Origin of the sequence: Campylobacter sp. RM15925 (assembly GCF_012978775.1) — a bacterium.
Taxonomy (GTDB): domain Bacteria; phylum Campylobacterota; class Campylobacteria; order Campylobacterales; family Campylobacteraceae; genus Campylobacter_A; species Campylobacter_A canis.
In genome coordinates, this window is record NZ_LIWP01000002.1 from 164400 (window position 1) to 187661 (window position 23262).

Annotated in this window: 27 protein-coding genes and 5 tRNA genes; 5 read left to right on the forward strand and 27 right to left on the reverse strand. The window is 38.6% G+C overall.

Going from position 1 to position 23262, the window contains the following annotated elements; all coding sequences use genetic code 11:
* Window positions 1-12 precede the first annotated feature (12 nt).
* The 24 genes from rplJ to hemB form a co-directional block, all read right to left on the reverse strand.
* Complete coding sequence (gene rplJ / locus CDOM15925_RS02130; RefSeq protein WP_169940614.1) at window positions 13-495, reverse strand: 50S ribosomal protein L10; 483 nt, start codon at window positions 493-495, stop codon at window positions 13-15.
* A 103-nt stretch (window positions 496-598) separates the two neighbouring features.
* Window positions 599-1303 carry a 50S ribosomal protein L1 gene (rplA, locus tag CDOM15925_RS02135; protein WP_169940616.1) on the reverse strand — a complete coding sequence of 235 codons (705 nt, stop codon included), beginning with the start codon at window positions 1301-1303 and terminating at the stop codon, window positions 599-601.
* 63 nt (window positions 1304-1366) lie between these two features.
* Window positions 1367-1792: a 50S ribosomal protein L11 gene (gene rplK, locus CDOM15925_RS02140; protein WP_169940618.1), complete on the reverse strand. Its 426-nt coding sequence runs from the start codon at window positions 1790-1792 to the stop codon at window positions 1367-1369.
* Between the two features lie 10 nt (window positions 1793-1802).
* The gene (gene nusG, locus CDOM15925_RS02145; RefSeq protein WP_169940620.1) at window positions 1803-2333 is read right to left on the reverse strand and encodes a transcription termination/antitermination protein NusG; all 531 of its coding nucleotides are present in this window, start codon (window positions 2331-2333) and stop codon (window positions 1803-1805) included.
* A gap of 13 nt (window positions 2334-2346) precedes the next feature.
* On the reverse strand, window positions 2347-2526 hold the full coding sequence (gene secE, locus CDOM15925_RS02150; protein WP_169940622.1) for a preprotein translocase subunit SecE: 180 nt from the start codon (window positions 2524-2526) through the stop codon (window positions 2347-2349).
* 14 nt (window positions 2527-2540) lie between these two features.
* A tRNA-Trp gene (locus tag CDOM15925_RS02155) sits at window positions 2541-2616 on the reverse strand.
* Window positions 2617-2627: 11 nt separating this feature from the next.
* Window positions 2628-2801 (reverse strand): 50S ribosomal protein L33, encoded by a 174-nt coding sequence (rpmG, locus tag CDOM15925_RS02160; protein ID WP_169940624.1) that lies wholly within the window; start codon window positions 2799-2801, stop codon window positions 2628-2630.
* Window positions 2802-2854: 53 nt separating this feature from the next.
* A complete protein-coding gene (gene tuf, locus CDOM15925_RS02165; protein ID WP_169940626.1) occupies window positions 2855-4054 on the reverse strand; it encodes an elongation factor Tu in 1200 nt (399 codons plus the stop codon).
* An 85-nt stretch (window positions 4055-4139) separates the two neighbouring features.
* A tRNA-Thr gene (locus CDOM15925_RS02170) sits at window positions 4140-4214 on the reverse strand.
* A gap of 132 nt (window positions 4215-4346) precedes the next feature.
* Window positions 4347-4423 (reverse strand) — tRNA-Gly (locus tag CDOM15925_RS02175).
* Window positions 4424-4431: 8 nt separating this feature from the next.
* Window positions 4432-4516: transfer RNA gene (locus CDOM15925_RS02180), tRNA-Tyr, on the reverse strand.
* Between the two features lie 54 nt (window positions 4517-4570).
* Window positions 4571-4646: transfer RNA gene (locus tag CDOM15925_RS02185), tRNA-Thr, on the reverse strand.
* Window positions 4647-4731: 85 nt separating this feature from the next.
* Window positions 4732-5343: a response regulator transcription factor gene (locus tag CDOM15925_RS10015; protein ID WP_349644306.1), complete on the reverse strand. Its 612-nt coding sequence runs from the start codon at window positions 5341-5343 to the stop codon at window positions 4732-4734.
* Between the two features lie 10 nt (window positions 5344-5353).
* The gene (locus tag CDOM15925_RS02195; protein WP_169940628.1) at window positions 5354-6010 is read right to left on the reverse strand and encodes a DUF5416 family protein; all 657 of its coding nucleotides are present in this window, start codon (window positions 6008-6010) and stop codon (window positions 5354-5356) included.
* On the reverse strand, window positions 6010-7428 hold the full coding sequence (locus tag CDOM15925_RS02200; protein WP_169940630.1) for an HlyD family type I secretion periplasmic adaptor subunit: 1419 nt from the start codon (window positions 7426-7428) through the stop codon (window positions 6010-6012). Before CDOM15925_RS02200 ends, CDOM15925_RS02195 begins: the two co-directional genes overlap by 1 nt.
* A gap of 11 nt (window positions 7429-7439) precedes the next feature.
* A complete protein-coding gene (locus tag CDOM15925_RS02205; RefSeq protein ID WP_169940633.1) occupies window positions 7440-9572 on the reverse strand; it encodes a type I secretion system permease/ATPase in 2133 nt (710 codons plus the stop codon).
* A gap of 4 nt (window positions 9573-9576) precedes the next feature.
* Window positions 9577-11508, reverse strand: coding sequence for a bifunctional diguanylate cyclase/phosphodiesterase (locus CDOM15925_RS02210; protein ID WP_169940635.1), 1932 nt, complete (start codon window positions 11506-11508; stop codon window positions 9577-9579).
* The gene (locus CDOM15925_RS02215; protein WP_169940637.1) at window positions 11508-12128 is read right to left on the reverse strand and encodes a transglutaminase-like cysteine peptidase; all 621 of its coding nucleotides are present in this window, start codon (window positions 12126-12128) and stop codon (window positions 11508-11510) included. The genes CDOM15925_RS02210 and CDOM15925_RS02215 overlap by 1 nt, the downstream gene beginning before the upstream one ends.
* A gap of 74 nt (window positions 12129-12202) precedes the next feature.
* Window positions 12203-13564, reverse strand: coding sequence for a TolC family protein (locus tag CDOM15925_RS02220; protein WP_169940639.1), 1362 nt, complete (start codon window positions 13562-13564; stop codon window positions 12203-12205).
* Window positions 13565-13689: 125 nt separating this feature from the next.
* Complete coding sequence (locus CDOM15925_RS02225) at window positions 13690-14940, reverse strand: (Fe-S)-binding protein (protein WP_169940641.1); 1251 nt, start codon at window positions 14938-14940, stop codon at window positions 13690-13692.
* Window positions 14940-16301, reverse strand: coding sequence for an oxygen-independent coproporphyrinogen III oxidase (gene hemN / locus CDOM15925_RS02230; RefSeq protein ID WP_169940643.1), 1362 nt, complete (start codon window positions 16299-16301; stop codon window positions 14940-14942). Before hemN ends, CDOM15925_RS02225 begins: the two co-directional genes overlap by 1 nt.
* A complete protein-coding gene (locus CDOM15925_RS02235) occupies window positions 16301-16792 on the reverse strand; it encodes a DUF2603 domain-containing protein (protein WP_169940645.1) in 492 nt (163 codons plus the stop codon). The genes hemN and CDOM15925_RS02235 overlap by 1 nt, the downstream gene beginning before the upstream one ends.
* A gap of 1 nt (window position 16793) precedes the next feature.
* Complete coding sequence (gene argF, locus CDOM15925_RS02240; RefSeq protein ID WP_169940647.1) at window positions 16794-17711, reverse strand: ornithine carbamoyltransferase; 918 nt, start codon at window positions 17709-17711, stop codon at window positions 16794-16796.
* A gap of 167 nt (window positions 17712-17878) precedes the next feature.
* Window positions 17879-18850 (reverse strand): porphobilinogen synthase, encoded by a 972-nt coding sequence (gene hemB / locus CDOM15925_RS02245; RefSeq protein WP_169940649.1) that lies wholly within the window; start codon window positions 18848-18850, stop codon window positions 17879-17881.
* Between the two features lie 63 nt (window positions 18851-18913).
* On the opposite strand from hemB, the gene ribA reads away from it, so the two are divergent.
* The 5 genes from ribA to htpX are packed head-to-tail and all read left to right on the forward strand — an operon-like array spanning window position 18914 to window position 21437.
* Window positions 18914-19483 (forward strand): GTP cyclohydrolase II, encoded by a 570-nt coding sequence (ribA, locus tag CDOM15925_RS02250; protein WP_169940651.1) that lies wholly within the window; start codon window positions 18914-18916, stop codon window positions 19481-19483.
* Window positions 19476-20024 carry a 16S rRNA (guanine(527)-N(7))-methyltransferase RsmG gene (gene rsmG, locus CDOM15925_RS02255; RefSeq protein ID WP_169940653.1) on the forward strand — a complete coding sequence of 183 codons (549 nt, stop codon included), beginning with the start codon at window positions 19476-19478 and terminating at the stop codon, window positions 20022-20024. Before ribA ends, rsmG begins: the two co-directional genes overlap by 8 nt.
* Complete coding sequence (locus tag CDOM15925_RS02260) at window positions 20018-20218, forward strand: PP0621 family protein (RefSeq protein ID WP_169940655.1); 201 nt, start codon at window positions 20018-20020, stop codon at window positions 20216-20218. Before rsmG ends, CDOM15925_RS02260 begins: the two co-directional genes overlap by 7 nt.
* A gap of 6 nt (window positions 20219-20224) precedes the next feature.
* A complete protein-coding gene (locus tag CDOM15925_RS02265) occupies window positions 20225-20599 on the forward strand; it encodes a hypothetical protein (protein ID WP_169940657.1) in 375 nt (124 codons plus the stop codon).
* A complete protein-coding gene (gene htpX / locus CDOM15925_RS02270; protein WP_169940659.1) occupies window positions 20586-21437 on the forward strand; it encodes a zinc metalloprotease HtpX in 852 nt (283 codons plus the stop codon). Before CDOM15925_RS02265 ends, htpX begins: the two co-directional genes overlap by 14 nt.
* Before the next feature lie 45 nt (window positions 21438-21482).
* On the opposite strand, the gene CDOM15925_RS02275 is transcribed toward htpX, so the two are convergent.
* The 3 genes from CDOM15925_RS02275 to cmeU all read right to left on the reverse strand — a co-directional run bounded on the left by CDOM15925_RS02275 (window position 21483) and on the right by cmeU (window position 23261).
* Window positions 21483-21923 (reverse strand): hypothetical protein, encoded by a 441-nt coding sequence (locus CDOM15925_RS02275; RefSeq protein ID WP_169940661.1) that lies wholly within the window; start codon window positions 21921-21923, stop codon window positions 21483-21485.
* 92 nt (window positions 21924-22015) lie between these two features.
* Window positions 22016-23026, reverse strand: a complete 1011-nt coding sequence (locus CDOM15925_RS02280; RefSeq protein ID WP_169940663.1) for an alanine racemase — start codon at window positions 23024-23026, stop codon at window positions 22016-22018.
* Window positions 23019-23261, reverse strand: coding sequence for a CmeU family protein (gene cmeU / locus CDOM15925_RS02285; protein ID WP_169940665.1), 243 nt, complete (start codon window positions 23259-23261; stop codon window positions 23019-23021). The genes CDOM15925_RS02280 and cmeU overlap by 8 nt, the downstream gene beginning before the upstream one ends.
* Window position 23262: the final 1 nt, after the last annotated feature.

A 23262-nucleotide genomic window follows, 5' to 3' on the forward strand; every position in this document is an offset into this window, starting at 1 on the left:
TTCTCCTAATTTTTATGCTGATTGTTCTTTTTTCTCTTTAAGCGCATTTAATCCAATTGTGAAATTTTGGATAGGCGCATTCCAAACTTGCAATAACATTGCAATAAGCTCATCACGACTTGGCATTTTAGATAGTGCTTTAACTTTTTCAACACTAGCAACTTCGCCATCAATGTGCGCTGTTTTAATCTTAAACAACTCACTGTTAGTCTCTTCAAATTTAGCCGCAACTTTAGTAGCCGAAAGCTGGTCGCCCCAAATGAATATATTGGTATCTTTAAGAGACATACCGTCTTTATCCGCATTCTTAAGTGCTATATTTGCAAGAGTATTTTTTACTACTTGAACTTTTACGTTTTGCTCTCTTGCGGCATTTCTTAATACTTCAAGTTTTTTAACGTTAAGTCCACGGTAATCACATACTATAATGGCTTCATTCTCTTTAAATTCGGTTTCAAGTTTAGCTATTATTTCAGATTTTTCGCTTCTTGTCATTCATTCTCCTTTCCGACCGGTGATTTCAAGCAGAGCGGGTCGTCCAATTAAGTCTATTGACCTCGGCTATCTCCAATCTAAGATATAAATTTATAAAATTTAATTAACGTAAATCTATAAGTTCTTGAGTCTCAAGTGAAATAGACGGACTCATAGTTAATGACAACGCTGCATTTTTGATATATCTTCCTTTTGCAGCTGCCGGTTTATGCTTGTTTATGGCTTTAATAAAAGTTGAGATATTATCGTTAAGTTGTTCTTTTGAAAAACTTACTTTACCAAGTCCGGCATGGATATTTCCTTGTTTATCTACACGGAAATTTACCTGACCGCTTTTTGCATTATTAACAGCTTGAGCAACGTCCATTGTAACGGTTCCGGTTTTAGGGTTTGGCATAAGACCTTTTGGCCCAAGTATACGACCAACTTTACCTACAAGACCCATTAAATTTGGAGTAGCTATAAGCACATCAAAATTCATTACGCCTTTTTGGATATCTTCAATCAAATCATCGCTTCCAACGATATCCGCGCCCGCCGCTTTAGCTTCATCAGCCTTAACGTCTTTTGCGATAACAGCTACACGAACGGTTTTACCTGTTCCAGCAGGAAGAACAACCGAACCTCTTACCATCTGATCGGCATGTCTTGGATCAACGTTAAGTTTAAGTGCTATTTCAACTGTTTCATCAAATTTTGCAGAAGCAAGAGTTTTAACAGTATCGATTGCTTCATCTAGTGCATAAATTTTGTTTGCATCTACTTTTTTAAGTAGTTCGCTAAATCTTTTTGTAGTTTTTTTTGACATTAATTTCTCCGCATTTTAAAGTGCTTCCGCCTTAAAATTTAAATCCTTGGCGGTTTAAGGATTTTAATCAATGATATCTATACCCATTGAGCGAGCAGAACCTGCAATAATTTTAGCAGCTTGCTCTTTATCGTTGGTGTTTAAATCAACGATTTTTCTATCAACGATTTCAAGTATTTGAGCCTTAGTAAGCTTTCCTACTTTATTTTTTAGCGGATTATCCGCACCTTTTGATATGCCGGCTGCTTTTTTGATCAAATCTGTAGCAGGCGGTTGCTTTGTGATAAATGTAAAGCTTCTATCCGCATAAACAGTGATAACTACAGGGATATTGTATCCTGCCATATCTTTTGTTCTTTCGTTAAATGCTTTACAAAACTCCATAATATTTACACCTTGCTGACCCAGAGCAGGACCTACCGGTGGGCTTGGGTTTGCTTTAGCCGCTGCAATTTGTAATTTAATTTCGCCTATAACTTTCTTAGCCATAAACCTCTCCTTATACTATCTTCTCAACTTGTGAATATAAAATTTCAACCGGTGTACTTCTGCCAAAAATAGAGACATTAAGTCTTAACTTACCATGTATCATATCATACTCTTCGACTATACCGGTAAAATTCGCAAAAGGCCCATCTATAATGCGAACACTTTCACCGTTATCAAATGAAATTTTAGGTTTAGGTGCTCCGCGTTTTTGAACTTTTTCTAATATTAAATTTATATCTTTATCGCTTAAAGGGGTAGGTTTTTTTGATTCACCTATAAATCTTCCAACTTTTGGCAATGATTGAATTTTATGCCAAAGCGCAGTGTCCAAATCAAGATGTGCAAAAGCATAGCCTGGGTAAAGGCTTCTTTCGTTTATTTTTTTCTTGCCGTTTTTAATCTCAATCACATCTTCGGTAGGAACAACAACTTCTTTAAGCTGATCTTCTATATTATGATCTCTTACTAAATTTTCAATAGCTCTCTTAACACTCATCTCACTACCGGCGTAAGTTTGAATCGCATACCATTTATGTGCCATAACCTACAACCTTTTAAATTAATTTTGAAAGAGAATAAGACATCACCACATCAACAAGTGCTAGAAACAGTGAAACTACCGCCACAACCGCAAAAACAGTTATAAACGCATTTCTTACTTGCTCTTTCGTAGGGAATATAACCTTTTTTATTTCTGCACTAGAGAGTTTTAAATAGTTCGTTAATTTTTCCATTTTCAACCTTATGATGGCAGGGCAAGAGGGATTCGAACCCCCAACCATTGGATTTGGAATCCAGCGCTCTACCGTTGGAGCTATTGCCCTAAGTGAGCATATTAGCTCTTTAGTTTAACTTCTTTATGAACTGTGTGTTTTTTTAATCTTGGACAATATTTTTTAATTTCCAACTTTTCAGTAGTTGTCTTACTGTTTTTTGTCGTAGTGTAATTAATATCACCAGACTCTGAACACTTAAGACCAATCTTTATTCTACTATTATTTTTTGCCATAAATTTCCTTTAAAAAGCGGAGAAAAATCTCCGCTAAAAATCAAAATATTAAATTAAGCTAATATTTTAGAAACAACACCTGAACCAACTGTTCTACCACCCTCACGGATCGCGAAACGTGTTCCCTCTTCAAGAGCAACAGGTGCTATAAGTTCAACTGTAATTTTTAGGTTGTCACCAGGCATAACCATCTCTGTTCCCTCAGGAAGTGTGATAGAACCTGTAACATCAGTTGTTCTTACATAAAATTGTGGTCTATAGTTGTTAAAGAATGGAGTGTGGCGTCCACCTTCTTCTTTTGTAAGGATATAAACTTCACCCTCAAATTTTGTATGTGGAGTAATTGATTTTGGTTTACATAGAACCATACCGCGCTCAACGTCCTCTTTCTTAGTGCCTCTTAGAAGTACACCAACGTTGTCGCCTGCTTCACCTTGCTCCATCTCTTTTCTAAACATCTCAACGCCTGTAACTGTTGTTGTTTGCGTATCTCTAATACCAACGATTTCGATTGTATCGCCAACTTTGACAAGACCTTTTTCAATTCTACCTGTAACAACCGTACCACGACCAGAAATTGAAAATACGTCTTCGATTGGCATCAAGAAATCTTTATCTGTAGCACGAACCGGAGTTGGGATATAGCTATCAACAGCAGCCATAAGCTCCATAACTTTTGCTGACCACTCGCCGTCTTTACCTTCTTTAGCTTCATTTAGAGCTTGAAGAGCAGAGCCAGCTACGATTGGAGTGTCGTCTCCCGGGAAGTCATACTCACTGAGAAGTTCACGAATTTCCATCTCTACTAGCTCAAGAAGTTCGGCATCATCAACCATATCAGCTTTGTTCATGAAAACAACGATATATGGAACACCAACTTGGCGAGATAGAAGGATGTGCTCTCTAGTTTGTGGCATTGGGCCGTCTGCTGCAGAAACAACTAGGATAGCGCCGTCCATTTGAGCAGCACCCGTAATCATGTTTTTAACGTAGTCGGCGTGGCCTGGGCAGTCAACGTGAGCATAGTGGCGATTGTCTGTCTCATACTCAATGTGTGAAGTTGCAATCGTAATACCGCGCTCTTTTTCTTCTGGAGCATTATCGATATTATCATAATCTTTAAGCTCAGCAAGACCTTTTCTTGAAAGAACAGCAGAGATAGCAGCTGTTAGAGTTGTTTTACCATGGTCAACGTGACCGATAGTACCTATATTTACGTGTGGCTTGTTACGTGAAAATTTTTCTTTTGCCATATCTTCCTCCGTAATGATATTTGTTACTTTAAAATTAAAAATTCATGCTTGTTTTATACTTTATCTATATTTTTAGTAAAATCCGTGGAGCTCATAGCGGGACTTGAACCCGCGACCTCTTCCTTACCAAGGAAGTGCTCTACCTCTGAGCCATATGAGCGTTACAAACGCTTGGCAATACAGAATTTCATAAAACAAACATAAACAACTCTATGGAATAAATTTGGTAGACTGTATAAATGTATAAAAATTTTACAGCTCCCAGTTTCACTCCAAATTCTTACCCAAATCTTGGAGCGGGAAACGGGACTCGAACCCGCGACCCTCAGCTTGGAAGGCTGATGCTCTAGCCAACTGAGCTACTCCCGCGTATAGCATGGTGGTGAGACGTGGATTCGAACCACGGAAGACATAGTCAGCAGATTTACAGTCTGCCCTCGTTGGCCACTTGAGTATCTCACCCTATTTAACATTAATAATTTTATTTGGTATTTCTGGTCAAACACTGTTACAAAATGGAGCTGGTGAACGGATTTGAACCGCCGACCTACTGCTTACAAGGCAGTTGCTCTACCAACTGAGCTACACCAGCACTTAATTTGTGAAAGCTGAATTATATCTCAAAAAATTTTTAAAGTCAAGGATTTTGGAGTCAAATTTCACTTTATCAAGTTATTTTAACCACTTTTTCTCATAAGAACAACTAAATTTATCCTATCTTTCACGCCTGTCTTTTCAAAAATCGCAGAGATATGCGCTTTAACGGTTCGTAAGCTTATGTTTGCCACTTCGGCTATCTCTTGATTACTAAGTCCTTGATAGATAAAATTTGCCACTTCTTTTTCTTTTGGCGTTAGCTTCTCAAGAGCCGCTAAAGATTTTTCGTTGGAGCTATCTTTAGTCATCATCATTATCATGCTTTGGATAAATTCAGGATACAGCCAGACATTTCCCGCCTCAATACTTTTAACGGCATCGTTTAGATGAATTTCTAGCATGTGAGCGTTACCGTATCCTTTGATTCCATGCGCTAGAAATTCCTTACCTTCGCTAAAATTTGGCTCTTTTGAGAGCAAAAACACTTTTAGTTCGGGATAAATTTGTAAAATTTCAAGGATAAGATCTCTTACGCCTGCAAAAAATTCCACACAAAGCACGGCACATTCGCTTGTGTCTATATTTATTAAAAGATCAGACTCCGAAGCAAAGGCTATCACTTCACGCTCTTGCAGCTTACTTCGCCACTCTTTTACAAGAGAGTCGCTAGATGCGTATAGTCCGACTTTCACTGTAACTCTTTTAAATTTTTATATCAAATTTATACAAAAGTTTATCATTAACTATAATATAAATTTCTTTTGCTTTTTTTGGGGCTAAAGACATTTTCATATAGGCAAACGTCTTTAAAAACTCGCTTATAATCTCAGCTTGCATATGTGTAGATATTGAAATTTCGATAGTATCGTTTGTGATTTTATACTTATACACGCTTTTACTATCAAGAATTTGCAGATCAAGATATATACTTTCACTGCTTTCATCATATCCATTTATAAAAATTTTAACGCTTATTACAATATCGTCTAAAATTTTTATATCCTCTTCAAATTTATACACACAAGAGTCGCTTTTACATTCATCAAAAGGCTCTTCTATAATCTCAAATTTAAAATTTTCATCTGTATTTAGATGGCTCTTTAAGCCTACTTCATTCAAAACTTGATCAAATTTCTTAACACAATCACTAAAGATAAGCTCTTTGATAGACGAGTTAATCACATCTACACCGTCTCTTTCGTTTATCATATCAGTAACCACAAGAGTATCTACAAGCAGATGCGATCTAGCAATGATATATTCTTCAAATTTTCCGCTATAAACGGCTTTATTTATATCATCTTTTACTGTTTTGTGAGAATTATCACTCTCTTCTATCGCAAATGCTCTTGTTTGCACTAGCGCTCCCTTAGAGCATTTTGCTTAGCTTTTAAAATCGGTTTTAAAAGATAATCAAGAACTGTTTTTTTACCGGTAATAATATCAGCACTGGCTATCATACCAACTTTTATACGAAGCGGCTTATCTTCGCTGCCTAAGAAATTCTTTTCGGTTTGAATTCTAACCAAATAGTAGCTTTCGCCACTTTTTTCATTTGTTTCGGTGTCGGCTGAAATTTGAACAACTTCGCCGTTAAGCCCGCCGTAAATAGAAAAATCATAAGCCGTAAGTTTTACTACCGCTTTAAGTCCAGGGCGCAAAAACGCTACATCTGCCGGCTTAACTTTAACTTCGGCTATAAGAGTATCTTCTATAGGAACAATCTCCGCTATGTCCATTCCTGGTTTTATAACGCCCGAAACGGTATTTACCATAAGCTTACTCACGATACCATCAACCGGCGAGCGCACAAGAGTCCTATCGACTCTATCGCTTAAATTTATCTGGCTTTCATTTAGTCTTGAAATTTCGGCAGATACTTCATTCAGCTCTTTTTTGACATTGTTTTTAAAAGCAAGCCTCGTTTCGGTTATCTTGTTTTCAACCTCTTTTATGGTAGATTCTATCCTCGGCACCGAAAGGGTCGCTGCATTTAAATCACCCTTTAAATCATTAACTCTTCGTTGCAACTGCAAGTATTCAACTTCACTTACAAGCCCTTTTCTAAAAAGCGGTTCGGTGATATTTTTCTCTTTAAGCATTAGATTGTAGCTATTTTGCGTTTGAGATATCTTATTTTTAAGCTCGACAAGTTCATTTCTGCGCTGTTTTATCTGCTCTTCAAAGATGCTTACTTGCTCTCTTAGTCTTGCCTTATTTGTCTCAAAAAGACTCTTTTCAAACAGAACAAATTGAGCCATATCCTTATCTCTAGTCTCGTTATAGTCAAATTCTTTGTCATTTGCTTCGGCAAAAAGGCGCATGTATTTAGCTTGAAGCTCGTCCATACGAAGTTTTGACTCGCCATAGCTACTTGAGAAAGTTTTGTTATCTATCTTCAGTATCACTTGACCTTTTTTAACCTCATCTCCTGTTTGGATTAAAATTTCTTCGATTATACCGCCCTCAAGGTTTTGAACGATCTGGTTTTTACCAGAAGGGATGATCTTGCCTGCACCTCTGGTTATCTCATCTACTTCCGCCCAAGACGCCCAGATGATGAGCCAAGCGATAGTGATAAAAACTGCATATAAAATTCCCCTAGAAGCCGATGGCGCCTTAGCAAGCACGGCTTCAGATAAGCTTGACATAAAGCGAAGATCGTGAGCGTCATAATTTTTTGACTGAACCGTTTTTTTGATACTATCAACGGAGTCGTTTAAATTTGAACCTATGTTCTTTTGTTTTTGTATATCGTTTTTTAAATTATTATCCATCTTCTTGCCGCCTATTTACCGCTTAATTTAGCCAAAACTTCATCTTTTGGACCGTCAAGCAAAATTTTGCCCCCATCAACGACTATAAGCCTATCAACCAGATCAAGCAATGAAGTCTTATGGGTTATCAACATCACGGTTTTTTCTTTGGTATTGTATTTCAGATTATTTTTAAGTTTATTTTCCACGCTGCTATCAAGAGAATTTGTAGGCTCGTCAAGCAGTATAATAGGACTATCAAGCAAAAACGCCCTTGCAACGGCAATAGCCTGACGCTGACCGCCGCTTATGCCCTCACCTCTTTCAAAAACAGGCATATCAAAGCCAAGCGGATGCGCATCGACATACTCGTCTACTCCGCTTACTTTGGCAGCTTTTATTATCTGCATATCATCGACGTGAGGCGCTTTATAAACGATATTTGCCCTAACCGTTCCTTTAAATAACATAACATCTTGCGGGACGTAGCCGATATTGCGGCGAAGGTCGGCAGGATCTATCTGATTTATATCTATGCCGTCTATCAAAACAGAGCCCTCAGTCGGAGAGTAAAGTCCCAAAATCAGCTTTTCTATAGTTGTTTTTCCTGAGCCGTTTCTACCTATAAGACCTACTTTTTCGCCTGCATTTATAGTGAAATTTACCCTATCAAGAGAGGCTTTTGTACTTTCAGGATATGTAAAACTTACGTTTTTAAACTCAATCTTTCCTGCAAAATTTGTTCTTCTTACAAATTTCTTTCCGTCAGGTCTCTCAACAGGCATTTCCATTATCTTTTGCAAGCTCTCATAAGCAGTCTTTGTCTGCTCAAAATTTGCCAAAAGTGAAGCGACCTGCCCCATAGGAGCAATCGCTCGCGAAGATAGCATAACAGATGCTATAAGCCCACCCATTGTCAAATTCATATCCTGTATCATATATACGCCACATACCACTACGGCTATAGTATTAAGCTGAACAAGAAAAGATGTAACGGTGCTAATTGAGGCTGAAATCAGCTTTGATTTTATGCTTTTATTAGCAATTTCACCCGTAGCTTCCTCCCAGTTCCACTGCGCATGGCCAGTAGCGCCCATCGTTTTTATCGTTTCAAGACCATTTAGGGTTTCAATCAAAATTCCGTTTTTCTTGGCACTTGCCTCAAAGGTGCTTTTAATGCTGGCTTGCAGCGGATCTTTGATAAGCAAAGTATAAATTACGATAATAATGATAAACACCAAAGGCACCAGCACCATGAGTCCACCGATAAAATAAATCACAAATAAAAATAAAAGCGCAAAAGGCAGATCCACAAGTACAGTTAGAGTGCTTGAAGTGAAAAAATTTCTAACTGTATCAAATTCCCGCAAGTTGTTTGCAAAAGAGCCTACTGATTTTGGTTTAACCGACAGCTTGATATCCATAACTCGCTCAAAAAGCAAAGAGCTCATGATGATATCGCTTTTTTTACCCGCTATATCAAGAAAATAAGTTCGTATAAATTTCAAAAACAGATCAAGCATATACACAACGCCTACGCCAAGAGCAAGCACCCAAAGCGTCTCAACGGCGTTATTTGGCACAACCCTATCATATACGTTCATCGTAAACAAAGGACTTGCAAGCACAAATAAATTTATCACTATACTGGCAACTATAACATCTATATAAATTTTCTTAGAGCGCTTTAAAGTACCCCAAAACCAGTGGCTTGACTGACTATCGATCAGATGGGTTTTATTATCTTCAGGCACAAATTCGCGCTTAAGCAGATAAGCATATCCCAAATACTCTTTTTTAAGTTTGCTAATCTCAATGCTGCTTGAGCCGTTTGGCATCTCGGGAGTTATGATCTTAGCGTGCGTTTTGCCTTCAAAACTCTCTAAGATGCAAGCCTTTTTACCGCGCAATATAAGTATACAAGGCAGAACAAGAGGCGAAATTTTCTCCAGATCTTTATTAACTAAAGTCGAAACAAATCCTGCACGTTTGGCAGCCCTTGTGAATAATGATTTAGAGCCTTTTAAAGAAAATAGCTCCACGCTATCGTTTTCGCTTACCGGAAGTCCCGTAATAAGCGCATCGGCGGTATAAGGGTTGTTATGAAGCTTAGTAAATATAACCAGACAGTCTAAGAGTTCGTCATTTTTTGATTTTTCTTGCATATTCTCATCCAATATTTTGTATATCGTAAATAAACATTCCTTGCATCGAATCTATACCGATGTTTTCAAGTTTAGCTTTTTGTTCCCCGTTTTCAACCCCTATTGCGATGATCTTTATCTCTTTGCTTCTCATTATAAAGTCAAAAGATTGCTTTTGCTCGGAGCTGCTCTCGCCGAGAAAATCTATCAAATTTCTAGCCGGAATTTTAACATAATTCGGACTTATATCCTTAAGTCTTTCAATACTTTTGGCATCAAATCCAAAGTGATCAAGCCCAAGTCCAAAGTCAAATTCGCGAAGTTTTTGATGAAACTTAAGCATTATTGACATATCCATATCGTCTTTATTTGGAATTTCTATAAAAATTTTGCATTTAGCGTGCTGTTTTATCCTTCGTAAAATAAGCTCAATCTCCGCAAAATACTGAGTCGATGAAAGAACATCCTTACCTAAATTTATAGATATAGCCGAATTTGGCAAGCTGTCTTCTCTAAGCATATTTGCAACTTTGTTTAACACGTATAAATCAAGTTTTGCGGATAAATTCAGCTCATTAACCATCGGCATAAAATAGCTTGCCATTTGCCATTTGCCGCTATCATCGACAAGCCTTAAAAATAGCTCGCAATGCTCAAGCTCAGGAGTGCTTGAGACGATCTTTTGTCCTGCGAATTTAAACATATTGTTTTCAAGAGAGCTTGTTATAAGCGATCTATACTGATCTTTGCCAAGCAAAATTTCGCTATTGCTCTCATAAATTTTGATACTGAAATTCCCGCTTCCTTTAGCTCTTGCAAGAGTTATATCAGATGTTATCAAGATAGTTTTAAGGTCGCTGCTTGGCGCATAATCCACAACCGAGCCGTTAGCAAAGCAGTCTTCTCCCCTGATATTAAATTTGGCAAATTCCTGTCTTATATCAAGCAAAATTTCCTTGCCAAGCTCTGCGGTTTTAAATGTCGTAAAGCTTGGAGCCACGACGATAAAGTCATTTTCATTAAGCCTGGCACAAAGCATATCTTTAGAGTGAGATGATATCGCGTTTGCAACACCGACTACCAAATTCTGCCATTTTTCAAAGCCTAAATCCTTTTTAAGCTCTCTTAAATCCTTGCATGAAATCATCATCACAGAGCCGCTTGAATACTCTTCGCTAGATAAAAAATCACCGAATTTATTCTGAAAATACCTTCTGTTAAATAGTCCTGTCTGATCGTCCTTATAAAGCAAGTCTTCATACCTACTAAGAGTCTTTGCCCCTTGTTCAAATATATCTTTTACTTTACCGACCATGCTATTCATGGCTAAAACCATACGTTTTATATCGATAGTAAACGGAACTTTATCCTGAATAATAAATCTATTTTCAAGAATGGCTTCAGCCTGAGCTTGAACTTTTCTAAGAGGAGTAAATATAAATTTAAGCCCAAAATAGCTTAATAAAAGCGCTAAAAGCATCATTGAAAATAGTATATAAAATACGTTTTTAACGATGTTATATAGTTCGTAATACGCAATGCCGGTATTGCTTTGCACATAAAGAGTGCCGAATTTACTCCAACCAAGCATTATCTCGCTACTTTCAATCGGAGCATCAAGCTTTATGTTTTTAACAAACCAGCTAGGAACGCCTCTTACTACGGTAGGCTGAGAGCTTTCTACAAGAGTGTTGCCATCCACATCAACAAGCTTTATCATTGAGTAGTATCCGCTGTCAAATATCGAATTTATCATAACTTCTACGCTTGATATGTCCTCCAAATCGCCAACGGACTTTATAGCAAGCCCAAGAGAGTTGGCTGTGTGCCTTGCGTTTGTGCTAAGCTGAGTTGCGATGTAGTTGTTTATAGTAGTAAAATTTAATATACCCACAGCGATAAATAGCAACAACCCAAACGATATAATCGCCATCATAATCTGTTTAAAAAGTGTCATTAACCATCCTCTTTCATTCTATCAATCAAATTTAGCCATTTTGGATTTTGCTTTTTATTTCCGCCAGGAACCGCCTGTCCCAGGCCCTCTTGCTTAGATAAAAATAGCGAATCACCGTTAAAGCTATAAACAGGGATTAGATCTTTTCTCTGTGTGGCTATTTTAATCTTTGAAACTATATTATCTAAAACTAGAGGAATTGATTTTGGACTATCATAATAAGACAAGACCATATGAGCTTGGTTAAACTCAACGGCTTTAACATAAGTAAAATAAAGCTTTTGGGTAGGAACTCCGAGTTGTTTTAAAGTAAAATATTTTGCCGTAACGAAATCTTCGCAATCTCCTGCGCCTTTACCTAAAAATTCCATCCTGGTAGCCCAATAGTCCTTCTGATTCCAAACCTCTTTATCGTCTTTCCACATAAGCTGATTAAAAAAATCATTAACCTTAACCAGCTTCTCTTGCTCGCTAGCGTCTTTTAACTCAACCATAAGCTTGTTTAGTCTGATTACTCTTTGTTTTGCATTATCGCCGTAAATTTTAGCGATCTTTTCATAAGTGGCGGCTTTGATAAATTCATTTTCAGCCAGAAGTGTAAATAAAAAAAAGGCACTCATTAAGAGTGCCGTATATATAAATTTGTCCGTAATCAGACGGCGAATCATCCTTGACTCTTGCTTGTGCTTAGATATTATTTATTAAGATCGTCTTGGATAGAGCAAGCGCCTTGGATATATTTTTTAGCAAATCCAGGCTCGAAGCTATCCGTTAGCATACCCATATTATCAAGCAATCTATACTTAGAGTATAAAAGTGCGCTTTTTGTATTTATCATCTCTTCAAGAGCGTTGTTGTACTCGCTTTCAGCGTCAAGAAGGTTGATAAGATCGCGTCTTCCTATTCTAAATTCATCTCTATAAGAATCAAGTGTCTGCTTGGCGTAAGCAACGTGTTTTTCTAAAAATTTAATCTTTTCTTGATTTAAAACATATGTCTGCCAAGAAAATTTTAAACTCTCTGAAAGATCTCTTTTTACGGTTTCGATAGCGTGCATTGATTCAGTAACGGCTAGCTTGCTCTTTTCTTTTTCCAGCTTGTCGGTATTTTTATTATAAAGGTTGTATTTAAGTCTTAAGAGCACGTCATATTTTGTGTCTTTATAATCATCATAGAATACGTCATTTTTTTCATATCCGGCAGACGCTTCAAGATCAAGTTTCGGTCTAAACGGAGCATTTTTCTCTCTTACGACAGATTGAGCCATTTTCATATTTGCATCTTTTAAAAGAACCGTAGGGTTACATCTCATAGCCGTTGCATAAACCATCTCTTCCGTAGCTGGAAGAACTTGGTCAAACACAGGAGTAGTAAGCATGGCTGCATCCACTCTAGCGCCATATAGCTTTTCAAACGTAGTAAGCGCATCAAGATAGTTATTTTCCTGAGAAACCAAATTCGCTTGAGCTAAAGTCAGACGAGAACCAGCTTGTCTCTCTTCCGAACCGCGAGCGAAGCCTGATTGTGTTCTATCTTTAATTTGACCGTAGATGCCTTGGTGAGTTTTTACATTAGCTCTTGAGATATCAAGAAGCTCTTTATTTCTAATTACCGCAAGATACGCATCAACAACTTGAAGCATAAGCCTATCTGCTTTTTGAGCTATGCTGTAAGCTGCCGCGTCAAGTCTGTGGCTTTGAGATTTTATTCTGTTTTTATCGGCACTTCCGTTATATAAATTTTCTACTAAAGTAACGCCTGCCGTTAGCTTTTTACCGCTTCCTTTTTGAACGGTTATGCCGTTATCTATCTTTTCTCTTTCATATCCGTATGTTCCATACGCATCAAGAGTTGGATAATAAGCGTTATTTGCTATATTTAGATCTTTTCCTACCTGCAAATAAGCAAATTCCGTCTCTTTTAAATTTGGGTTATCCTGCAAAACAGTTCTTACGGCATCCAAAAGAGAGACTTTATCACCAGATGAAACCGATGTGTTTTGATTTGCAAAAAGTACAACCGAAGCCACTAAACTCACTAAAGCGATCTTTCTCATAATAAATCCTTAAATTAATTTTATACTTATTACTATCTTGTTACAAATTAACATTTTAGCTTACATTAACATAATATCTAAAATTTATTTAATGTTTTTTTAAATTTACACTATAAATTTTAAACTCAAAGCGCCCTAGCTATCAAATCTATCGGGTTTTCAAATTTAACATTTGAGCCGTGGATATGAAGCGAATTTGAAATTTGCATCTTGCACGCGCTACACTCCGCACTTACGAATTTCACGTTAAGCTCATCTATCATGCCTACTTTTTTAAGGCCTGCCGCACGGCTTAAGTGATATTTTTCAGCCTGCATGGTAACTCCGCCAAATCCGCAACACTCATTTGGGTCGCTCATCTCTACTATATCGTAATTTTGCGCCAAAAGTTTACGGGGCTCTTTAAAAACACCTTGCATTTTTCTTGCGTGGCAAGGATCGTGATAGGTTATACTCTCAAGCTTCTTACCCTTACTTGCCAAAATTTCAACCAAATTTGTCCGGTTTTCAAGATATTCGGTGGCAAGGAAAATTTTTTCGCTTATCTTTTTTGCTCGTTCTCTCCACTCGTCGTTATCGTGAAAAAAGTGCTCATAGTCGATCTTAACCATCGCCGAACAGGTCGCTTCCGGTATGATTATCGCATCAAGCTTATCAGATAATCTCTCAAAATACTCGATATTTCTTTTTGCAAGCACCTCAACCGTATCAAAATCACCCGTAAAATATGCAGGCGCACCGCAACAGGCTTGCTTTTTCATCAAATTTACATTTAGTTTTAGCTCTCGCGCTATCTTTAGCAAGCTCTCGCCGATACTTGTATAAGCGTAATTTCCCATGCAACCGATAAAAATTCCTATCGTTTTTTCTCCGCCGTTATCTATAAATTCGGGATGTAAATTTAAAAAACTCTTTTTAGAAGCGGTAGGAAAAAGTCTCTCTTTTTTTACCATAGGAAGGCTAAAACGCGGTGTCATGGTGTTTTCTTTGATCTTAAACGCACAACTTTGAAATACATAACCAAGTCTAGCGCAAACATCCATGATAAAGCGATGTCTAAGCAGCCAGAAAAACATCTTTTTGTACCAAGCTATGCCAAATTTCTGCGCTAAATTTCTGCGTACGTTTTCTATGGCGGTATCTACCCTAAGCGAATTTGGGCAGACATCAACGCAATTTGTACACAAAAAGCAGCTTTCAAAGATATTTTTAGTATTCTTATCAAGCTCCAGCTCGCCTCTTTCATAAGCCCCAAGCAGATCCAAAAACCCCCGCGGAGATGTAACCTCATCACTATTTATGTTGTGTATTGTGCATACTTGAATACACTTGCCGCACTTTACGCACTTATCTGCAATCTCACTAAACTTATACATCATACTGTCTTTGAAAAACGTCTTAAATTTTCAGGAATTTGCTTTAAATAAGCATCAAAGCACATCGCTATGTTACGAATTATAAGCGTTCCCGTCTCATTTACACTGATTTTTTCAGGCGTTACGGTTACGAATTCGCTTAAATTTTCAAGCTCTTTTAAATCATCCTTAAAATACTCAAAAAATTTCACGCCGAATTCCGCTTCAATCGCCTTGATATCAAGCGCAAAGTTACTCATCAAGCTCATTATCACAGCCTTTCTAATCAAGTCATCTTCGCTTAGATAAATTCCCTTCATGTAAGGCAAAACTCCTCTATCAATCGCGGCTTCATACTCGGGCATATCTTTGAAATTTTGCGCATAGTGGCGCTTGCACTCGCCGATACTAGTTAGTCCGATACCTATAAGATCGGCTCCGCCTTTGGTCGTATATCCTTGGAAATTTCTATGCAAAGTTCCGTTAGCAAGTGCGGTAAATAGCTCATCATCAGGCTTTGCAAAGTGATCCATACCTATCATTTTATAGCCGTTTTTGATAAAAAATTCAGCCGTATATTTTAAAATTTCAAGCTTGGTTTTAGGGCTTGGCAGAGTCGCTTCATCAAATTTGCGCATCGTCTTTTTAAGCCAAGGCACGTGAGCGTAGTTAAACACCGCAAGACGATCAGGATCAAGAGTTAGTGTCATATCAAGCGTGCGCTTAAAGCTATCTAAAGTCTGAAGTGGCAAGCCGTAAATAAGATCCATGTTTATGGATTTTATACCCATGGCGCGCGCCATTTCAATGGCTTTTTTAGTAACTTCATAAGGCTGAATTCGGTGAATTTCTTTTTGAACCCTATCGTCAAAATCTTGCACGCCGTAACTAATGCGATTAAATCCATGTCCAACAAGCACGTCAAGCTGAGCTTGAGATAAAAACCTAGGATCTATCTCGCAGCTTATCTCAGCCTCTTTTGAGTAGTTTTTAAATTTCGCCTTTATCGCTCGGATGATCCTATCAAGCTGTTTGTCGTCAAAAAACGTAGGCGTTCCGCCGCCAAAGTGCATCTGCAAAACTTCCGCACTTGTATCAAGGTGGCGAGATAAAATTTCAAGCTCTTTTTCGACATAGTCGATATATCTTTCCTTCTTATCCTCTTTGCTCGTATAAACTACGTTACAGCCGCAAAAATAACAGGCCGAACGGCAAAAAGGCAGATGCAGATATAGCGAAAGCGGGCGAGTTTTATCGCGATTTTTAAGCTCTCTTATATAGTCATCATAAGTGAATTTATCGCTAAATTCAGGCGCAGTCGGATAACTCGTGTATCTTGGTCCGGGTCGTGAATACTTCACATATGCGTCAAAATCTACCATTAGGCTCTGTTCCTTTTCTCCATCAAATCCTCCATATCCACAAACAAATTCGGATGCTCTTTTTTGATATTTTTTACTAAATTTTCTAAATTCACATCGATGCTTCTCTTGCCGTTTTCTTTGGCTGCGATCTTGCGAATTTCATCCATTACAACAACCCAAACGTCGCTAAAATCAACGGGCACGTTTTGCCAAATCGTCTTTTCAAGTTTAAGCTCAAAATTCTCTTTTTGCAGCTTGCGGTGGCTCTCGATTAGCTCGGTTAGGGATTTTACCGAAACCATGGTGTGTAAATTTTGATTTTCGTCTATGCCAAACCACGGCTCAACCCCATTCCAAGTGCCGCTTTTTAGGCTCAGGCTCATTTGATTAGGATTGCTTGTAGGGATTATCTCAAATACCGTCTTTTCGCTCTCATCGATTCCAAGCTCACTGCTTATCTCGTCGATTTTTTTATAAGTATCTTTTAATTTTTCATCTTTGTTGTTCATATTATTTCCTGTTCTTATCAAGCCAGACCATTATGCCTTTTTGTGCGTGAAGGCGATTTTCCGCCTCGGCAAAAATTTCATCAGCATGCGCTTCAAAGATCGCTTCGCTCACCTCATATCCTCGGTAAGCAGGCAAACAGTGAAGAAAAATCGCGCCGTTTTTGGCTAGTTTCATCAAATTTTCATCCACGCAAAACCCCTCAAAGTCTTTTATACGTCTATCCTTTTCATCCTCTTGACCCATTGAAACCCAAGTATCGGTCGTAACGACATCTGCGCCGCTAACTGCCTCTTTGATATCTTCGGTTAGATAAATTTTAGCTCCTGAAATTTTAGCGTTTTGAATGGCTTTTTCTAAAATTTGTACATCAGGTTCGTAGCCTTTTGGTGTGGCTATCCTAAGCTCAAATCCAAGCTTGCTTGCAAGCATAAGCCAAGAATGAGTTATGTTGTTGCCATCACCCACGTAAGCGACCTTTTCGCCGCTTGAAAACTCAAGCATAGTTAGATAATCAGCCATAAGCTGCACGGGATGAAATTTATCACTAAGTCCGTTTATAACAGGAACTTTACTAAATTTTGCAAACTCTTCAAGCGTTTCGTGTTTATTTACTCTAAGCATCGCCATATCAGTCATTGAGCTAATAACTCTAGCCGTATCTTTTATCGGCTCGCCGCGACCTATCTGAAGGTCGTTTGCGCTTAAAAACATTCCCTTACCGCCAAGCTGATGCATGCCCACTTCAAAGCTGACTCGCGTTCTGGTCGAGCTTTTTTCAAATATCATGGCTAGAATTTGATCTTTTAGATAGGGTTTATAAATTTTAGCCTTAGCTTCGCTTTTTATCTCGCGAGCCAAATTTATCATTTCTAAAATTTCGTTTTTATCGAAGTCGTTTAGTGTCAAAAAGTGTCGCATTTTGCCCCCTAATTAAATTCCCAAATTTTACCCATAAAATTTACAAGGCGAAGTATCGCGAGATGGATTTAAATGTTGCGCAGAAAATTTTAAGTCAAGATAAGGCATATAGCCTATCGCGGGCTTAAAATTTCAAACTCATTTAAAAACGCTCGCGAGACAAGCCGCTAACCCCTTAAAATCCAAGCCGCCTCTTTTGCATGATAGCTGATGATAAGGCTTGCGCCCGCTCTTTTAAACCCTAGCAAAGTCTCCATCATCACGCGTTCATAGTCGATAACTCCGGCCTTAGCGCCCGCTTTTAGTAAAGCGTATTCGCCGCTTACGTTATAAGCACAAACCGGAAGCAAAGTAGCGTTTTTGATCTCGCGAATCACGTCAAGATAGGCAAGTGCGGGCTTAACCATGAGTATATCAGCCCCCTGAGCCTCGTCTTCAAGGCTTTCGTTTATCGCTTCAAGGCGATTTGCAGGATCCATTTGATAGCTTCTTCTATCGCCAAAGCTCGGTGCGCTCTCAGCTACGTCGCGAAACGGTCCATAGTAAGCCGAAGCAAATTTGGTCGAATACGCCATAATCGGCAAATTTTCAAATCCTTCTTCATCAAGTGCGCCTCGAAGAGTAGTGATTATACCGTCCATCATACCGCTTGGAGCTATCATATCGGCACCGTTTTTAGCATGTATTATCGCTTGTTTGGCTGAAATTTCAAGCGTGGCGTCGTTATCTATAGTCTCATGAACGTGATCTAAAATTCCGCAATGTCCGTGGTCTGTGTATTCGCAAAAGCATAGATCGGTCACAACTACAAGATGCGGAAATTTATCCTTTATCGCCCTTAAAGCCGTAGCTATGATGCCGTCGCTGCTTAAAGCGTCGCTTCCTATGCTGTCTTTTACGCTTGGAATTCCAAATAAAATAATCGATTTTATGCCTAAATTTACAACTTCCGCACACTCTTTTAAAATTTCATCCAAACTCATCTGAAAAACGCCCGGCATCGAAGCTATCTCTTTTTTTATGCCACTACCAGGCACCACAAAAAGCGGATAGATAAAATCACTTACATTTAGCCTGCTTTCTCTTACCATATCGCGCATTGCAGGGGCCAGTCTTAGTCTTCTGAAGCGTTTAAACATAATTTTCCTTTTCTTTGATACAATATCGTTTTATAAGTGTAACATATTAGGAGTTAAATTTCGATGAATATAGAATTATCCGAAGCCGCAAATCTTCCTTCGCGTTTTGGAATGTTTCAAATCAAAACATTTAAAGAGGGTGAAAAGGAGCATTTAGCGATATTTAAAACGCCTTTTAAAGAGATTGTAGATGTGAGAATTCATTCAGAGTGTCTAACCGGAGATGCGATAGGAAGCCTTAAATGCGACTGTAGAGATCAGCTTGAAGCAAGTCTTAAGCACATAGAAGAGCATGGCGGCATGGTTATATACTTGCGCCAAGAAGGGCGTAATATCGGGCTTTTAAACAAAGTAAACGCTTACCATCTGCAAGATTTGGGATTTGACACGATAGAGGCAAACCACCAGCTTGGATTTAAAGCCGATGAGCGTACTTATGAGATGGTTGATTTTATCCTTAAGCACTTTGGTATAAGCAAGATAAATTTACTTACGAACAACCCTGAAAAGCTAGCCGGTCTTACTAGCGTTCAGATCGTAGAAAGACTGCCTATCGTCATTCACGCCAACAAATTTAACGAAGGCTACTTAAGAGTCAAAAAAGAGCAAATGGGGCATATGCTGGATGAGTAAATTTGAAATTCCTTCAAATTTCAAAGAACAAGTTGCGCAATTTGAACAAATTTTGCATAAATTTAATAAAATCCACAGCCTAACAAACTATAAAAACATCAAAGAGATCGTAGCAGACAGCATAAAACCGCTTGAATTTATGAAATTTTATCCGCGCGTCGCTATTGATGTGGGAAGCGGTGCGGGATTTCCCGCGATATTTTTAGCTCTTATTTTAAAAGATTGCGCTTGGACGCTCTTTGAGCCGAATTTAAAAAAAGCTTCGTTTTTAAGCTACGTAAAAGCCGCTCTTGATATCTCAAATTTAAGCGTTAAAAGCGAGAAAATAGAAGCTTCACAGCCCTTTATAGCAGAGCTCATCACATCACGAGCATTAATGAAGACAAAGGAACTTATAAATTTATGCGAAGGTTTTTACGATAAAAACACTCAATTTTTGCTATACAAAGGAAGTAGCGTAGAGAGCGAGCTTGATGGCGTTAAAGCCAAAATTTATAACGACAAAAATAGAAATTACGTATGCATAGGTGAAAAATGGTAACAAAAATTTTAGCTCTAGCGGTCGTTTTGCTGCTAGTTTATATAGTATTTTTTAAAAATAGAAAAAAAGACGCAAGCGATACCAAAGAGATAGAAAATTTCGTAGAATGCAAGGAGTGTGGCACCTTCGTAGAGGCAAAAGAGGCTGTTTTAAGCAGCGGAAAATATATCTGCAAAGATTGCATAAAAGGCTAGTTAGCAATGAAAATCATAGGGCACGAACTGATAAAATTTGAGCCGTTTTTTGAGTGCTTAAAAGAGCAAGACATCGGCTCTAATCGCGAGAATTTATTTGACTATGACAAGCTCATGATAAAACACGCACAAAAAATGGGGGCGAATTTTAGTTTAAAAACAGATGATATAGTAGAGGCCATCCTTGCCAATGCGGCCGGGGCTAAATTTATCATCGTGCCGTGCGAACTTGCAAGCAAAGCCGCTAAAATAGCGCAAAACTATCTGTTTGACGCGCAAATAGCAGTCATCATCAAAGATGAGCGCGAGATAGAAGCTTTAAGCGAAGTAGGCGTGGACGCGGTGATATTTGAGAAGGGAATTTACAATGGAGATATTTAAAACTACATTTTTGATGGTTGCACTAATGCTGCTTTTTGTCTTCGTGGGTGGCATTATAGGCGGGCAGCAGGGCATGCTCATAGCCTTTGTCGTGGCTATCGGAATGAATTTTTTTAGCTATTTTTTCTCAGACAAGCTTGTGCTTAAGCGCTATAGAGCGGTAGAGGTTCACGAAAACGACGCTCAGGGGCTATTTGAGATAGTTCGCAAATTAACCGCAAAGGCGAATTTGCCGATGCCAAAGGTCTATATCATACCCGAGCAGGTTCCAAACGCATTTGCCACGGGCAGAAATCCCAAAAACGCTGCCGTTGCGGTAACGGAAGGGCTTTTAAATTTACTTGATAAAAACGAGATAGAAGGAGTTTTAGCTCACGAGCTCTGTCACGTTCGCCACTACGACATCCTAACAGGCTCGATTGCCGCAACGATAGCGGGCGCGATTGCCATACTTGCAAATTTTGCCAAATTTGGAGCAATGAGCGGAAACAATAGATCAAATAACGCAAACGGAATTTTGATGATAGTAGCGGCAGTTGTAATGCCAATAGCCGCAAGCGTCATACAAATGGCGATCTCAAGAGAGCGTGAATACAAAGCAGACAAAGGTGCCGCTTTGCTTACCGAAAATCCGCAGTGGCTGGCAAGTGCGCTAAGAAAGCTTGAAAACTACTCCAAAAACTACATGATGAGAGATGCCGCGCCTCAAAGCGCACATATGTTTATAGTAAATCCGTTTGGAAGTATAAAAAACACGCTCGGTTCGCTATTTCGCACACATCCAAGCACGGCTGATCGCATAGCAAGACTTGAAGAGCTTGAAAGAAATTTGCGCTAGATTTCCACAAGAAGTAATCAAATTTGGGCTTGTTCTAGCCCAAATTTAAAATTTATTGCGCTCGCAATCTTCCTTGCTTACTTTGAATTGATAGAAGAAATTTCCGTTTTCAAGAGTGTAGCGATACTCCATCACGACACCTAAATTTAGCATCGCTCTAGCATCTTCAGCAGCGCAAACCGTTCTCATAACGCCTTCGAATCTGATTTTCTTCTCTTGCTCGATAGCTTGCCAACTAAATTTGCTAAATTCGGCCTTTGGTGTATCAAAAACCTGATAGCTGTAAACAAGCTTATTTCCAAAGGCTTGGATATTTTTAAAAGTGATAGAATCGCTTAGTTTTTTCGGTAAATTCGGCGATATCTCAACCTCTATGCTTTTTGCGATTTGCTCAGGCGAGTGATCACTCTCGGTCGGTGTCTCGCTTGGCGGCATAGCCATAGCCAAAACCCCGCAAATTGACGCAACTAAAATCTTTTTAATCATATTTTCCCTTTATTTTTGAAATTAATTTTTGTATTTTAGCCTTAAAATTTAAAAAATACGATTAATTAAGCCAAGCTTGATCATATTTTTCATTAAACAAATCGCCTATTAATATTTGGCGAAAGCTTTACTAAGATTTCATACTCTATCGTATCAAAAAATTTCGCCCAAATTCGCGCGTCTTTTATCACGCAAACTCGCTCTCCGACGTTTTGAGCAGAAAAGTTATCCATAGACATCTTGCCTAAAATTCGCTCGCCGCTTGCTAAATTTAGCTCTCCAACTCCGTCGTATCGTAAAAGCCCATCGCCATAACCAAGGTCGTAAGTTGCGATTTGCATATCCTCTTTGGCGCAAAATTTGCCGCCGTATCCAACACCCTGCCCCGCTTTTAGCACACGAGAGCTAATCCTATCGGCATAAAGGCTTAAAACTCGCTCAAGTTTTAAACTATCATCAAACTGAGCGTAGCCGTACTGAGCGATGCCTACTCTTACGAGCTCATCATCAAGCTTGCCAAATCTCTCAAGTCCTGCAGAGTTATGCGAATGAAAAGTTAAATTTTCCTTACTTTCGCCGCTAAATTTTATGATAAGCTCTTTTGCGGTTTTGAAATTTTCTCTTTGCACGAAATAATCGCTACTCACCTCATCCGCCGAGCGAAAATGCGTATAAGCTCCGCATACTCTAAGTCCTCTTTGGCAAGCCGTTTTACAGGCGAGCTCTATCTCGTCTATGGCGATACCGTTTCTGTGCATGAGCGTATCGATAGCAAAATGAACTCTTGTGCCGTGTTTTAAGATATTTAAATTTGAGATGTCATTTACGGCATAGATAAATTTCTCGCTCTCTTTTCCTGTAGGAAGGTGCGAAAGGATAAGGATTTGTTTAAAATGCTTCTCTATCTGTCTTGCTTCCGTTTCGTTTTTGACGGCCGCAAATTCTACGCCGAATTTTGCAGCTTCACAAGCGATTAAATCCACTCCATGCCCGTAAGCATTGTCTTTAAGCACCAGTATTACACGCTCTTTTCCGCCCGCTTTGGCGCAAATTTTAGAAAGGTTATTAAGATATGCGGCGCGATTTAATAAAATTTCAGACATTAAATTTCACGCCGTAAGCTTCATATACATCGGGCAAAAGCTTTCGCACACCGTAATCATAAGCGTAAAATTTCGCATAAATCGCCTTTAAATCGCCATTTTCGCACTTGCTAAAATCAAATACGTCAGTGCCTTCTATCTTTGGCACCTGTTTATCAAGCTCGGCAAAAAACTCGCTGCGAGCCTTTAAGATCGCTTCTATCTTAGACTTTACAATTTCACTTTTTTCTTGCATT

Bases quoted from the DNA above. Each gene is read 5' to 3' on its own strand.
- CDOM15925_RS02220 (WP_169940639.1), bottom strand. From the start codon at position 13,564: ATGAGAAAGATCGCTTTAGTGAGTTTAGTGGCTTCGGTTGTACTTTTT.
- secE (WP_169940622.1), bottom strand. From the start codon at position 2,526: ATGGAAAAATTAACGAACTATTTAAAACTCTCTAGTGCAGAAATAAAA.
- ribA (WP_169940651.1), top strand. From the start codon at position 18,914: ATGAATATAGAATTATCCGAAGCCGCAAATCTTCCTTCGCGTTTTGGA.
- rplJ (WP_169940614.1), bottom strand. From the start codon at position 495: ATGACAAGAAGCGAAAAATCTGAAATAATAGCTAAACTTGAAACCGAA.
- CDOM15925_RS02200 (WP_169940630.1), bottom strand. From the start codon at position 7,428: ATGGATAATAATTTAAAAAACGATATACAAAAACAAAAGAACATAGGT.
- CDOM15925_RS02225 (WP_169940641.1), bottom strand. From the start codon at position 14,940: ATGTATAAGTTTAGTGAGATTGCAGATAAGTGCGTAAAGTGCGGCAAG.
- rplK (WP_169940618.1), bottom strand. From the start codon at position 1,792: ATGGCTAAGAAAGTTATAGGCGAAATTAAATTACAAATTGCAGCGGCT.
- CDOM15925_RS02260 (WP_169940655.1), top strand. From the start codon at position 20,018: ATGGTAACAAAAATTTTAGCTCTAGCGGTCGTTTTGCTGCTAGTTTAT.
- argF (WP_169940647.1), bottom strand. From the start codon at position 17,711: ATGCGACACTTTTTGACACTAAACGACTTCGATAAAAACGAAATTTTA.
- cmeU (WP_169940665.1), bottom strand. From the start codon at position 23,261: ATGCAAGAAAAAAGTGAAATTGTAAAGTCTAAGATAGAAGCGATCTTA.
- CDOM15925_RS02275 (WP_169940661.1), bottom strand. From the start codon at position 21,923: ATGATTAAAAAGATTTTAGTTGCGTCAATTTGCGGGGTTTTGGCTATG.
- hemB (WP_169940649.1), bottom strand. From the start codon at position 18,850: ATGTTTAAACGCTTCAGAAGACTAAGACTGGCCCCTGCAATGCGCGAT.
- CDOM15925_RS02210 (WP_169940635.1), bottom strand. From the start codon at position 11,508: ATGACACTTTTTAAACAGATTATGATGGCGATTATATCGTTTGGGTTG.
- rplA (WP_169940616.1), bottom strand. From the start codon at position 1,303: ATGTCAAAAAAAACTACAAAAAGATTTAGCGAACTACTTAAAAAAGTA.
- rsmG (WP_169940653.1), top strand. From the start codon at position 19,476: ATGAGTAAATTTGAAATTCCTTCAAATTTCAAAGAACAAGTTGCGCAA.
- nusG (WP_169940620.1), bottom strand. From the start codon at position 2,333: ATGGCACATAAATGGTATGCGATTCAAACTTACGCCGGTAGTGAGATG.
- CDOM15925_RS02235 (WP_169940645.1), bottom strand. From the start codon at position 16,792: ATGAACAACAAAGATGAAAAATTAAAAGATACTTATAAAAAAATCGAC.
- tuf (WP_169940626.1), bottom strand. From the start codon at position 4,054: ATGGCAAAAGAAAAATTTTCACGTAACAAGCCACACGTAAATATAGGT.
- CDOM15925_RS02265 (WP_169940657.1), top strand. From the start codon at position 20,225: ATGAAAATCATAGGGCACGAACTGATAAAATTTGAGCCGTTTTTTGAG.
- CDOM15925_RS02215 (WP_169940637.1), bottom strand. From the start codon at position 12,128: ATGAGTGCCTTTTTTTTATTTACACTTCTGGCTGAAAATGAATTTATC.
- hemN (WP_169940643.1), bottom strand. From the start codon at position 16,301: ATGGTAGATTTTGACGCATATGTGAAGTATTCACGACCCGGACCAAGA.
- rpmG (WP_169940624.1), bottom strand. From the start codon at position 2,801: ATGGCAAAAAATAATAGTAGAATAAAGATTGGTCTTAAGTGTTCAGAG.
- CDOM15925_RS02280 (WP_169940663.1), bottom strand. From the start codon at position 23,026: ATGTCTGAAATTTTATTAAATCGCGCCGCATATCTTAATAACCTTTCT.
- htpX (WP_169940659.1), top strand. From the start codon at position 20,586: ATGGAGATATTTAAAACTACATTTTTGATGGTTGCACTAATGCTGCTT.
- CDOM15925_RS02205 (WP_169940633.1), bottom strand. From the start codon at position 9,572: ATGCAAGAAAAATCAAAAAATGACGAACTCTTAGACTGTCTGGTTATA.